The following is a 12,364-nucleotide window of genomic DNA, read 5'->3' on the forward strand; positions in this document are numbered from 1 at the left end:
TGGCCACCTGCGGCCACCATGAGAGAAACAGCACTGAGGAGAGACGTGAGCGGCAAGGGTGCACCTGAACTGTCCGTACGCAATGTCAGCGACCTGCGGGTCGCCGTCATCGCGTCCCAGTGGCACGAGAAGGTGATGGACGGACTGGTGGACGGCGCCCTGCGCGCCCTGCGCGACCTGGGGATCGACGAGCCGACCCTGCTCCGGGTCCCCGGCAGCTGGGAGCTCCCGGTCGCCGCCAAGGTCCTCGCCGGGCGCGGCTACGACGCGATCGTCGCCCTCGGTGTCGTCATCCGCGGCGGCACCCCGCACTTCGAGTACGTGTGCCAGGGCGTCACCCAGGGCCTCACCCAGGTCTCCGTCGAGACCGGCGTCCCGGTCGGCTTCGGCGTGCTCACCTGCGACGACGAGGAGTCGGCCCTGGACCGCGCCGGTCTCGCGGGCTCCAACGAGGACAAGGGCCACGAGGCGGTGACGGCGGCGGTGGCCACGGCGGCCACCCTCCGCTCAGTATCTGAACCCTGGCACTGAGCGACGCGGCAATTGGCGTAGTCTGGCGCTCACCATGTCCAACAAGACTTTCGAGGAGCTCTTCACCGAGCTCCAGCACAAGGCCGCCCACGGCGACCCCGCCACCTCCCGCACCGCCGAGCTGGTCGGCAAGGGGGTCCATGCCATCGGCAAGAAGGTCGTCGAGGAGGCCGCCGAGGTCTGGATGGCCGCCGAGTACGAGGGCAAGGAAGCGGCCGCCGAGGAGATCTCGCAGCTGCTCTACCACGTCCAGGTGATGATGGTCGCCCGCGGTATCTCGCTGGACGACGTCTACGCCCACCTGTAAAACCCCTTTCAGACACCCCCCTTTCGAAGCGAAGGAAGCCGACCTCATGCTGCGCATCGCCGTCCCCAACAAGGGTTCCCTCTCAGGACCTGCGGCGGACATGCTGCATGAGGCCGGCTACCGACAGCGCCGGGAGTCCAAGGAACTCCGCATCGTCGACCCGGTCAACGACGTCGAGTTCTTCTACCTCCGCCCCCGCGACATCGCCATCTACGTCTCCTCCGGCCGCCTCGACATCGGCATCACCGGCCGTGACCTGCTCGTCGACTCCGGTGCCAACGCCGAGGAGATCCTGCCGCTCGGCTTCGCCCGCTCCACCTTCCGCTTCGCCTCCAAGCCCGGCGAGGCGACCGGCCTGGCGGACCTGAAGGGCAAGACGGTCGCCACCTCCTACGAGGGGATCGTCGCCAAGCACCTCGCCGACAACGGCGTCGACGCCTCCGTCGTCCACCTCGACGGCGCCGTCGAGACCGCCATCGAGCTGGGCGTCGCCGAGGTCATCGCCGACGTCGTCGAGACCGGCACCAGCCTGCGCAACGCCGGCCTGGAGGTCTTCGGCGAGCCGATCATGAAGTCCGAGGCGATCGTCATCCGGCGCACCGGCGCCGACGCCGAGGAGGCTGCTGAGACGAAGGTTCAGCAGTTCCTGCGCCGTCTCCAGGGCGTCCTGGTCGCCCGGACGTACGTGATGATGGACTACGACTGCCGTGTCGAGCAGCTGGAGAAGGCCGTCGCCCTCACCCCCGGCCTGGAGTCGCCGACCGTCTCCCCGCTGCACAACGAGGGCTGGGTCGCCGTCCGCGCCATGGTCCCCACCAAGGACGCCCAGCGGATCATGGACGACCTGTACGACATCGGCGCCCGCGCCATCCTGACCACGGCCATCCACGCCTGCCGCCTCTGAGGCCCCGCGCGAGATGTCCGAGCTTCCTTCCCTGCCCGTCACCTTCCGGCCGGGCCTCACCCGCGTGATCCTGCTCACCGCAGGCGTCGCGATCTTCGCCACCATATCCGGGGTCGCACTGCTCCTTGAGCAGCTGGGCCCGGGCGAGAAGCTCAGCTTCGTCGTCACCGGTGCGCTGATCTTCTGGGTGCTGGCCCGGCTGGCCCGGGTGAAGGTGGTCGCCGACGAGTCCGGGGTCACCGTCGTGAACATCGCCGGCAAACGGCGCCTGGAGTGGGCGGAGATCCTCCAGGTGAACCTCCGCCCGGGTGACCCGTGGGTGTTCCTCGACCTCAGCGACGGCACCAGCCTGCCCGCCCTCGGCATCCAGCCGGGCATCGCCAAGCAGCGCGCCATCGCCGACGCCAGGGCCCTGCGCGCCCTCGCCGAGGCCCACACGAGCCACGACCCCGAACAGCATCAGGGCTGAAATCACGCAACTTCGGGGCCGTCTCCGGGCCGCCGCCCCTGCCGCACCGGCCCATGTCTTGATTAATCTGTTGGCGGAGGCTTTTCACGTCCCGCCTCCACCCCTGTCGCGCGCCCGGCGCACAGGGGTTCCTGCTACCCGAGGAGTGACCCTCTCCGGCGATGGACGGATCGTCCTGTAGTACCTGCGCCGCCCCCTCCCGACATACCGCGGACCGCCTTTCCGGAGTCCGCGAAGCCTCGGAGGCGGCGGCATCATGACCACCCCCCTGCTGCTCCTGGCAGCCGCGTTCCTGCTCATCCTCGCCAACGGCTTCTTCGTCGCCGCCGAGTTCGGCCTCGTGACCGTGGAGCGACCCGAGGCCGAGAAGGCCGCCGCCGACGGCGACAAGCGCGCCCGTACGGTCGTCGAGTCGCTGAAGGAGCTCTCCTTCCAGCTCTCCGGCACCCAGCTCGGCATCACCATCACCTCCCTGGTCGTCGGCATGCTCGCCGAACCGGCGCTGGCCGAGCTGCTGCGCGGCCCGCTCACCGCGACCGGCCTCCCCGACGGCGCCGTCTCCGGCATCGCCGTCGTGGTCGGCATGCTGCTCGCCTCGGCGATCCAGATGGTGATCGGCGAACTCGTGCCCAAGAACTGGGCGGTCTCCAAGCCCCTCCAGGTCGCGCGCGTCGTCGCCGGCCCGCAGGCCCGCTTCTCCCGCCTGTTCCGGCCGGTCATCGCCGCGCTGAACACGGTCGCCAACCGGCTCGTCCGCGCCCTCGGCGTCGAACCCGCCGAGGAGCTGGCCTCCGCCCGCACCCCCGGCGAACTGGTCTCCCTGGCCCGGCACTCCGCCCAGGCCGGCGCCCTGGAACAGGACACGGCCGACCTGTTCGTCCGCACCCTGTCCCTGGGCGAGCTGACCGCCCAGCACGTCATGACCCCCCGGGTGAAGGTCAGCGCCCTCCAGGACACGGCGACCGCCGAGGACGTCGTCAACCTCACCCGGGCCACCGGACTGTCCCGCTTCCCGGTCTACCGGGAGAAGATCGACGAGATCGTCGGCATGGCCCACCTCAAGGACGCGCTGGCCGTTTCGGTCCACGACCGGCTGCGCACCCCGGTCGGCCGCATCGCCCGCAAGGCCCTGCTGGTCCCCGAGACCCTCCCGGTCCAGCCGCTCCTCGCCCGGCTGCGCTCCGAGCAGCCCATCGCGGTCGTCGTCGACGAGTACGGCGGCACGGCCGGAGTGGTCACCCTGGAGGACATCGTCGAGGAGCTCGTCGGCGAGGTCCGCGACGAGCACGACAGCCCGGACGCACCGGAACTCGCCGCCGCCCCCGCCCAGGACGGCAAGCCCGCCTGGGACGTCGACGGCAGCGTCCGTGTCGACATCCTCCAGCGGATAGGCCTCGACGTGCCCGAGGGCCCGTACGAGACGGTCGCCGGCCTGGTCGCCGACCTGCTCGGCCGCATCCCGGCGCCGGGCGACCGGGCGGAGCTGCCCGGCTGGCGGCTGTCGGTCCGCAGGGTCGGCCACTACCGCGCGGAACGGGTCCGCCTGGTCCGCACCGCCCCCGCCGTCGCGGAGGCCACCCGATGAGCGTCCTCCAACTGGTCTTCGCCGGGCTGCTGGTCCTGGCCAACGGCTTCTTCGTCGGCGCCGAGTTCGCCCTCGTCTCCGTCCGCCGCAGCCAGATCGAGCCCCTGGGCACGGCCCGGGCCCGCCAGGTCCTCTACGGCCTGGAACGCCTCCCGCAGATGATGGCCGCGGCCCAGTTCGGCATCACCGTCTGCTCGCTGACGCTGGGCGCGGTGGCCGAACCCACGGTGGCCCACCTGCTGGAGCCGCTGTTCGAGGCCGTCCACCTGCCCGACGACATGATCCACCCGCTGGGCTATGTGATCGCGCTCGCCGCGGTCGTCTTCTTCCACCTGGTCATCGGCGAGATGGTGCCGAAGAATCTCGCGATGGCGGCGCCGGAGAAGGCGGCGCTGTGGCTGAGCCCCGGCCTGGTGGCGTTCGCCCGTGTGTGCCGGCCGATCACGGTCGCCCTCGGCGCCTGCGCCCAGGGCATCCTGAAGCTCTTCCGGGTGGAGCCGAAGGACGAGGTCGAGGCCGTCGTCACCAGCGAGCAGCTCAACCGGCTCCTGGAGGACTCCGGCCAGGCGGGTCTCCTCGACCCCGAGGAGCAGGAGCGCCTGGAGGACGCGCTGGAACTGGGCTCCCGCCCGGTGACGGACGTGCTTCTGCGCCGCGAGTCCCTGATCACGGTCCCGCCGTCGGTCACCCCGGGCCAGATCGTCGAGCTCACCGCGCGCACCGGCTACTCCCGCTTCCCGGTCGCGGCCGAGTCCGGCGCCTTCATGGGCTACGTGCACGTGAAGGACGTACTCGACCTGGAGGACTCGGACCGGGCGGTGCCGCAGCAGATATGGCGGCCGATGACGACGTTGCGGGCCGAGCTGCCCCTGGACGACGCGCTGACGGTGATGCGCCGGGCGGCGACCCACCTGGCCCAGGTGGCCGACGCGAACGGCAGGGTGCTGGGCCTGGCGGCGCTGGAGGACGTCCTGGAGCTGCTGGTCGGCGAGGTGACGGACCCGGCACACCGGGATCAGCCGACAACACCGCCGAGAACTCCGGAGCCGAGGGCGAGCGGGGAGCCGGAGGAAGTGACGGTGGGCTGAGCGTTGCGGGGAGCTGCGGGCGGGTGGGGGCTGGCCGCGCAGTTCCCCGCGCCCCTTACGGGGCGCTGCCCAGCCGCTCCTCTCACAGCCACCCAGCTGCGGGCAGGCGTGCCGCAGGGCGGCACGGGTGGGCGCAGCGGCACCCTGCCAGCGCCGGTAAGCGTCCCCCCGCCCCCAGCTACATCCCGGCTGCCGGATCCTGCGGCCCCCGCCCCGACAGCACCTCCCCGTACGCCTGCATCAGGTCCGGCAGTCGCAACGTCGCCAGGTCGTCCCGCGACAGCACCCCCGGATACGCGGACAACCGCAGATCCCGGTACGCACAGCTCTTCTCGTACAGCGTCCGCAGAAACCGCCCGTTGCCCAGCTCGTCGATCCAGCCCTGGTCCACCACGTGCCCGGCGATCGACCGCAGCTCCTCCAGCGCCTCCTCGTCCCACGCGTCCCCGTTCTCGGCGGCCAGCACCTCGCCGATCGAGGTCAGTTCGAGGGGGCGGTAGGAGGGAAAGTCCACGCGGGTCGTGAAGCGGGAGGACAGCCCAGGGTTGGCGGCCAGCAGGCGGTCCATGCCCTCGGGGTAGCCGGCCAGGATCACCACCAGGTGGTCGCGGTTGTCCTCGGCCCGCTTCAGCAGCACCTGCAGCGCCTCGTCGCCGTACGCGTCCCCCTTTCCGTAGCCGGAGTTGGAGAGTGAGTAGGCCTCGTCGACGAACAGCACCCCGCCGATCGCGGAGTCGATCAGCTCGTTCGCCTTCACGGCGGTCTGGCCCAGGTACTCACCGACCAGGTCGGCGCGCTGGGCCTCCACCAGGTGGTCGCCGCCCAGCAGCCCCAGCGCGTAGAACACCCGGCCCAGGATGCGGGCGACGGTGGTCTTCCCGGTGCCCGACGGCCCGGAGAAGACGAAGTGGCGTTTCGGCGGCTGTACCGGCAGCCCCTGCCCGGCCCGCAACCGGGCCATGTTCAACTGCGCGGACAGCGCCTTGACCTGCCGCTTCACGGGCTCAAGACCGACCATGCGCTCCAGCTCGGCGAGCGCCTCCTCAAGTAACGCGGGGTCGGTCGGCCCGGCCGGCAGCGGAGGCGACGGCACGACCTTCTCGCGCACCGCCGGGTCGATCACCGACGGCATCGCCCCGGCCGGCGGCTCCGGTTCCCCGAACCGCAGATCCCGCCCCTCGGTGCCGAAGAGCGGGTCGAGCATGTCGGGCCCGTCCACGACGTCCTGCCCGGCGCCGGTGAGGGTGATCGCCGCGAAGTCGGCCGTGTCGTCGTACCCGTCGCCCTCGGCTATCGCGGCCAGGCGCGCGGAGGTGTCCATGAAGGCGGGGTCGACGCGGTGCACGGCCCGGTAGAGGGGGAGCGCGGCGGCGCTGCGGCCGGTGCCCTCGTGCGCCCGCGCCAGCCAGTAGCGCAGCTCCTTGCGCTGCGGCTGCTCGCTGCGGCACCGCATCAGCGCCGCGGAGAGCAGCGGTTCGGCCTGGCCGTACATTTCGAGGCGGACCCGGGCCATGCCGCCGAACAGGCCCGCCTCGATGCCGAGCATGGGGTCGTCGAGGAGCGGGTCGGTGTGCCGTATCAGCTGCTCCCAGTCCTTGACCAGGTAGGCCCGGCAGGCGTGCAGGAAGCGGACCTGGGGGTCGGCGTCCACCGGCGGGAGCCCGGCGAGGGCCCGGTCGAGCTCCGGGACGTGCCGGCCGTCCAGCCAGTGCGAGGCGTGGGCGAGCAGGAGGTCGCGCGGGCTCTCGAGCACCGGCTGCACCCACCAGCCCAGCCAGTACCAGGAGTTGAGCGTGCGGCGATGCCGGCCGCGCTGTTCGCCGAAACGGTCCCGGTGCCGGAACATCCGCAGCAGTGCGGTCGTCGTGTCGACGCGCAACGCGTGCAGCCCGAGCCAGCCGTCGGCCATCCCGGGATCCATCCGCACCGCGGTGCGGAACTCCTCCTCGGCCTGCGGATAGGCGCCCATCGTGTAGGCGTCCACGCCTCGCAGCCAGGCGAGGTCGGCCGGGGCCTCGGGGCCCTGCGTGCCGAAATCCATCACGTCCCCCACAAACCGTGCCCCCGTGGTTGGCCCCCGGGCTCCCCCCGATGGCCGCCGTTGGTCGAACCGCTGTGCCGCGGACCGGAGTTGCAGGTGCGCGAAGCAGCCGTTCGAAGGTCGCACCGAGGGCATCGTACCTGCGGTTCCACCGCCCGCCGAAGGGTGCCGCACAGGCCGTTTGGCGAGGTGGGGGCAGACAGGGCGCACACGGCATGGTGACCGAGGGTGAGCAGAAGGGCGCACGCGGCGCACACAAAAGGGGTAAAGGGCAGAACGAAGCCCCCGATCACGGGGGAACAACCGGGGGCTTCGCGTCTGCAGGGCGGCCCTCAATGGCCGCACATTCAGAACGTAAGTCCTGTACGGCCCCCGGGTCAAGCCGAGTTGAGGTACTCGGGCAACTTCCTGGAGGCGCTTCTTCACAAGTTCAGCACACAGCGGACGGTCCATCACGGTGGGTGACGACCTGGTCCGGTCCAACCGTCTTCACCAGCCCCGGCAGCACCTCATATCCCTTCTGTGACTGTGTCACCAGAAGGTCGGCGTACGGCCTTGAGGGGTCCTCGGAAAAGTGTTCGCGTTCCGCCCTGACCCACTCGGCCCAGAAGTCCCGCTGTTCCTCGCCGTCCCGTGCCCTGCCCCGCGTCCAGGACTCCTCGTGCGGCAGCTCCATCCACAGCAGCCGCGCCAGAAAGGGGCGCAGTGCCCGGCGGCCGGCACCGACGCCCTCGACGAGGATCACCGGGGCCGGTGGCAGCGGGCGGGGCGGGCCGAAGCTGCGGGTGCGCCAGTCGTAGGGGGAGTAGTGCGCGGTCCCGCCGTGGCCGAGCGGTTCGATCACCTGGGTCAGCAGACGGCCGGTCCAGGCGAAGAGCTCCTCGTGGCTGGCGATGTCGTCGAGGTGCAGCACCGGCGCTCCGCCCAGGGCGGTGGCCAACTGTCCGGCGAACGTGGTCTTCCCGGACCCGGCGTGCCCGTCGACGCCGACGAGGCGGACCGGGCCGCAGGAGGGCGGCAGGGCCCGGAGTGCTGAGGCGAGGTGGTGAATGGCCGTTCCCGGGTGAGCTGTGGTGTGGGGTGTTTTCCGGAAACATTCTAGTAGTGCGGCGCATAGCGGGCGTCCGCGGCCCAGAGGAAGTCGCGGCTTGAACTAATTTCTGGCCGTTCTCCACCGCCCCCATTAATATTTCCGACCGGCTGACCGATATGTCGACCTCGCGTGTTTCCGGCGCGCCCGCCCCTGAGTAGGGTGCCTTCAGCGCACACGCGTCGAACGGGGACGGACAGGGGAAGATGGCCGCGGAGTTATTCGAGGGGCAGTACGTATGGCATCCGGCGGCCGACGACCGCTTGCTCGCGAGCGTATACGTGGACGTGCGCGCCGGAAGATATCTGAGTGCCCGTGAGGCGCTGGCCGAGACGCGCGCCGACTTCGCCCTGCGCGCCCACCGCTGCCTGGTCCTCGCCTCCGAGGCGGCCGGCACCGACCTGGTGGAGCGGTGGCTGGCCGAGGAACCGGGCCCCGAGTCCACGCTGATGTGGGCCCGGGTGGCCGTGCAGCGGGCGATCCGGGCGGCCGACGCCCGTGACGAGCGGGCCGAGGCGCTGGAGCGGATCGCCCTCGCCGCCTGCGACCGGGCCAGTGCCATGAACCCCGCCGACCCCACGCCCTGGGCCGCCAAGCTGGCCATGGCCCGGCTGCACCGCCCGCACGACCCCGCCCCCGGCGGCCTGCTGACCTCCCCGCCAGGCCCCTGGCGGCTGTTCGCGCACACCCTCGCCCTCGACCCCTGGCACCGCGAGGCCCACCACCGCTTCCTGTCCTTCTTCTTCACCCGGTACGGCGGCTCGGTCAACGCGGCCTGGGACGTCGCCGCCTTCCTCGCCCAGCGGGCCCCCGCCGGCTCGGCGCTGCGACTGCTGCCACTGGTCGCGCTGGTGGAGAGCCACAACCCCACCCAGCTGCTCGCCGAGCGGGTCTGGGAACAGCCGCAGTGGCGCAGCACCGCGTTGTCGATCTACCACAACTGGCTGCCCACGGTGGCCGGATACCGCTTCACCCCGGTGCTCGACCTGGCCTACCTCGCGCACGCGCTGGTCATGGCCCGGTGCGAGTTCGAGGCCCGGGCGGTCTTCACGGCCATGGGGCCGTACGCCTCACGCATGCCCTGGAGCGTCTTCGGCGAACCGGCCGACCAGCTCTCCCGGGCCCGCCGCGCCTGCGGCCTGCCCATCCCCTCCTAGAGTCCTAGAGAAAGGCTGGCACGTGTCAGAACGCACAGCGGACCCCGTCCCGCTCGACGACGACGCGACCCTGCACGCGATGGGTTATCCGCGGAAACTCACCCGCCGATTCCAGGCGTTCGACAATTTCGCCATCTCCTTCACCATCATCAATATCCTCTCCGGAATTTTCTCGTCCTTCGGATTCGGTATGAACGCGGGCGGCCCCCGCATTCTCGTGTTCGGCTGGATCGGCGTCTGCGTGATGGTGCTGTGCATCGGCGCCGCCATGGCGGAAGTGGCCTCCGCATATCCGACGAGCGGCGCCCTGTATTTCTCCGCCGGCAAACTCGCCAAACGGCACAAGGGTGCCTGGTCCTGGTACACGGGCTGGCTGAACTTCGTGGGCCAGATCGGCGGCACCGCGGCCACCGGCTACGCGGCCGCCACCTTCATCCAGGCCTTCGTCGCCCTCCAGTGGCCCTCGTACACGCCGACCACTCACCAGACGGTCCTGATCACGGCCCTGATCATCGTCGTCCAGGGCCTCGCCAACACCTACACCGTGCAGCTCGTCGCCGTACTGAACCGGATTTCCGTCTGGTGGCTGCTGATCGGACTCGTGGTGATCGTGAGCACACTGATCGTGATGCCGGGCCACCACCAGTCCGCGTCCTTCGTGACGCATTTCGTGAACAACACCGGCTTCACCAACGGCCTTTACGGCGGCCTGCTCGGGCTCCTGGTCACCAGCTGGACCTTCACCGGCTTCGACGGCAGCTTCCACATGTCCGAGGAAACCGTCCAGGCGACCGTCAACGCCCCCAGAGGGATCATCCGGTCCATCGGCTATTCGGCGATCACCGGCCTGGTCCTGATGCTCGCGCTGGTCTACAGCATCGGCGACTACGCCAAGGTGGCGAGCTCCTCCGCGCCGCCCGTCCAGATCCTCATCGACGGACTGGGCATGGGCTGGGCCAAGGCGATGCTGCTCGTCGTCATCGGCGCCATGCTCTTCTGCGGCCTCGCCAACCTCACCAGCAACACCCGGCAGATCTTCGCCTTCTCCCGGGACGGCGCCATGCCCGGCTCCCGTCTGTGGCACTCGGTCTCGCCCCGCACCCGGACCCCCGTCAAGGCCGTCTGGCTCGCGGTGGCCTGCTCGGTCGCCCTGGTGGTGCCGGGCTGGTGGTCGCACACGGCGTTCACCGCGATCGTCAGCGTCAACGTCGTCGGCCTGTTCCTCGCCTATGCCGTGCCGGTGTTCCTGCGGCTGCGCCTGGGCGACGACTTCCAGCCGGGGCCGTGGAACCTGGGCCGCTGGAGCAGGCCGGTCGGCTGGCTGGCGGTGACCTGGATCCTGCTCAGCAGCGTCCTGTTCATGCTGCCGCAGGCCTCGCCGATCACCGTCGACTCGTTCAACTACGCGCCGATCGCGCTGGCCGCGGTCCTGGTCGTGGCCACGGTCTGGTGGTTCGCCACCGCCCGCCGCCGCTTCCAGGGCCCGGTCAGCTACGGCCGCCCCGACGAGGTCGCCGCGATGGACCTCATCTGAGCAGTCCGGACGGATCCGGTCCGAACGGTCCGAAGGAGGCCCCGGCGACCGCGCCGGGGCCCTTTCGGTGGACGAGACCAATATTGGTGGGCGTGGCATGAGCGGAAGTGCTGGCAGGGGCATGGCGCCTGCTCCATAGTTGCCCCACAGCCTCTTGCTCCGGATCAGCCGTGACGCGCACACCTGGGGGTCCTCCACCCATGAGCAGAGCCGAACAGCCGTCCCGCAGAACCGTTCTGGCAGCCGCCGCCTCCGTCGCGGCGGCTGCCGTGGCCCAGGGCGTGGTCCCCGCGGTGCCCGCGGTCGCCGCGCCGGAGACCGACGCCGACGAGACCGCCCGGACCGAGACCCGCCGGACCGGGAGCGGCCGGACCGGGAGCGGCCGGACCGGCCACGGCCGGGACGGCACCCGCCCGATCGACTACCGCTCCTGGACGACCTACAGCGACTGGAAGACCGGCACCGTCAAGGGCGTCGGCGCCGTCGCCGGCGACCGGCCCGGCGTGGTGATCGGCACCCCGGCCGGCACCACCTCCTACACCGACCCGCACACCGGCACCACCGGCACCTGGGAGTACGCCACCTGGACCGGCCCGGTGCACCGGCCGGCCGTCCCCGCCACCGAGACCATCGCCTCCTGGAACGCGGACACCCCGGCCGGCACCTGGATCAAGGTCGAGCTGCACGGCACCTACTCCGACGGCACCGACACCCCCTGGTACGTGATGGGCCGCTGGGCGGCCGGCGACCAGGACATCAAGCGGACCTCGGTGGACGGCCAGACGGACGGCAAGAGCACCATCTGGACCGACACCTTCGCCATCGACGACGCCACCACGGGCCTGCGCCTCGCCTCGTACCAGCTGCGCCTGACCCTCTACCGCAAGCCCGGCACCAAGCTCACCCCGACCGTCTGGCGGCTCGGCGCCATGGCCTCCGACATCCCGGACCGCTTCACCGTCCCCGCCTCCACCCCGGGCCTGGCCCAGGAACTCAAGGTCCCGCGCTACTCCCAGGAGATCCACAAGGGCCAGTACCCCGAGTACGACAACGGCGGCGAGGCCTGGTGCAGCCCCACCTCCTCGCAGATGATCGTCGAGTACTGGGGCGGCCGCCCCACCCCCACGCAGCTGGCCTGGGTCGACCCGTCGTACACCGACCCCCAGGTCTGCTACGCGGCCCGCTACACCTACGACTACCAGTACGGCGGGTGCGGCAACTGGCCCTTCAACGCCGCCTACGCGTCGACGTACCTGGACCTCCAGGGCGTGATAACGCGACTGGCCTCGCTCACCGACCTGGAGACCCTGATCGCGGCCGGCATCCCGGCCATAACGTCACAGTCGTTCCTCGCGTCGGAGCTGACCGGTGCCGGATACGGCACCTCCGGGCACCTGATGACCGTGATCGGCTTCACCGCGGACGGCGACGTGATCGCCAACGACCCGTTCTCGGCCACCGACGACGCGGTCCGACGGGTCTATCTGCGGCGGGAGTTCGAGAACATCTGGCTGCGGACCAAGCGGTACAACGCCAGTGGCAAGGTCGTCTCCGGCACCGGGGGCGTCTGCTATCTGTACTTCCCGGCCTGTCCGACCGCGGCCCAGCTCAAGGCTCTCGCGGCGGTCGGCGTGCGCTGACCGGGCACGACGGCGGCC

11 protein-coding genes are annotated in these 12,364 nt (G+C 70.9%); 9 read left to right on the forward strand and 2 right to left on the reverse strand.

The window, feature by feature from the left end:
* Positions 1 to 45 precede the first annotated feature (45 nt).
* The 6 genes from ribH to SSP29_RS26515 all read left to right on the forward strand — a co-directional run bounded on the left by ribH (position 46) and on the right by SSP29_RS26515 (position 4,884).
* Positions 46 to 531 (forward strand): 6,7-dimethyl-8-ribityllumazine synthase, encoded by a 486-nt coding sequence (gene ribH, locus SSP29_RS26490; protein ID WP_089103296.1) that lies wholly within the window; start codon positions 46 to 48, stop codon positions 529 to 531.
* A gap of 34 nt (positions 532 to 565) precedes the next feature.
* On the forward strand, positions 566 to 838 hold the full coding sequence (locus SSP29_RS26495) for a phosphoribosyl-ATP diphosphatase (RefSeq protein ID WP_030946750.1): 273 nt from the start codon (positions 566 to 568) through the stop codon (positions 836 to 838).
* Between the two features lie 46 nt (positions 839 to 884).
* Complete coding sequence (hisG, locus tag SSP29_RS26500; protein ID WP_089103297.1) at positions 885 to 1,742, forward strand: ATP phosphoribosyltransferase; 858 nt, start codon at positions 885 to 887, stop codon at positions 1,740 to 1,742.
* Between the two features lie 13 nt (positions 1,743 to 1,755).
* Complete coding sequence (locus SSP29_RS26505) at positions 1,756 to 2,211, forward strand: PH domain-containing protein (RefSeq protein WP_089103298.1); 456 nt, start codon at positions 1,756 to 1,758, stop codon at positions 2,209 to 2,211.
* Positions 2,212 to 2,467: 256 nt separating this feature from the next.
* Positions 2,468 to 3,796 (forward strand): hemolysin family protein, encoded by a 1,329-nt coding sequence (locus tag SSP29_RS26510; RefSeq protein ID WP_089103299.1) that lies wholly within the window; start codon positions 2,468 to 2,470, stop codon positions 3,794 to 3,796.
* Positions 3,793 to 4,884: a hemolysin family protein gene (locus SSP29_RS26515; RefSeq protein WP_089103300.1), complete on the forward strand. Its 1,092-nt coding sequence runs from the start codon at positions 3,793 to 3,795 to the stop codon at positions 4,882 to 4,884. Before SSP29_RS26510 ends, SSP29_RS26515 begins: the two co-directional genes overlap by 4 nt.
* Before the next feature lie 178 nt (positions 4,885 to 5,062).
* On the opposite strand, the gene SSP29_RS26520 is transcribed toward SSP29_RS26515, so the two are convergent.
* Entirely contained in the window at positions 5,063 to 6,925 is a 1,863-nt protein-coding gene (locus SSP29_RS26520) for an AAA family ATPase (protein WP_089103381.1), read from the reverse strand.
* A 430-nt stretch (positions 6,926 to 7,355) separates the two neighbouring features.
* The gene (locus SSP29_RS26525; RefSeq protein WP_089103301.1) at positions 7,356 to 7,976 is read right to left on the reverse strand and encodes a uridine kinase family protein; all 621 of its coding nucleotides are present in this window, start codon (positions 7,974 to 7,976) and stop codon (positions 7,356 to 7,358) included.
* A 245-nt stretch (positions 7,977 to 8,221) separates the two neighbouring features.
* Between SSP29_RS26525 and SSP29_RS26530 the strand changes: the two genes are divergently transcribed.
* From SSP29_RS26530 to SSP29_RS26540, 3 genes are all read left to right on the forward strand, one after another.
* Positions 8,222 to 9,172, forward strand: a complete 951-nt coding sequence (locus tag SSP29_RS26530; protein ID WP_089103302.1) for a hypothetical protein — start codon at positions 8,222 to 8,224, stop codon at positions 9,170 to 9,172.
* Positions 9,173 to 9,251: 79 nt separating this feature from the next.
* Positions 9,252 to 10,706 (forward strand): amino acid permease, encoded by a 1,455-nt coding sequence (locus SSP29_RS26535; RefSeq protein ID WP_245883224.1) that lies wholly within the window; start codon positions 9,252 to 9,254, stop codon positions 10,704 to 10,706.
* A gap of 200 nt (positions 10,707 to 10,906) precedes the next feature.
* Entirely contained in the window at positions 10,907 to 12,346 is a 1,440-nt protein-coding gene (locus SSP29_RS26540) for a C39 family peptidase (RefSeq protein ID WP_089103304.1), read from the forward strand.
* Positions 12,347 to 12,364: the final 18 nt, after the last annotated feature.

The sequence above is a fragment of the Streptomyces hyaluromycini genome, assembly GCF_002217755.1.
Lineage (GTDB): Bacteria > Actinomycetota > Actinomycetes > Streptomycetales > Streptomycetaceae > Streptomyces > Streptomyces hyaluromycini.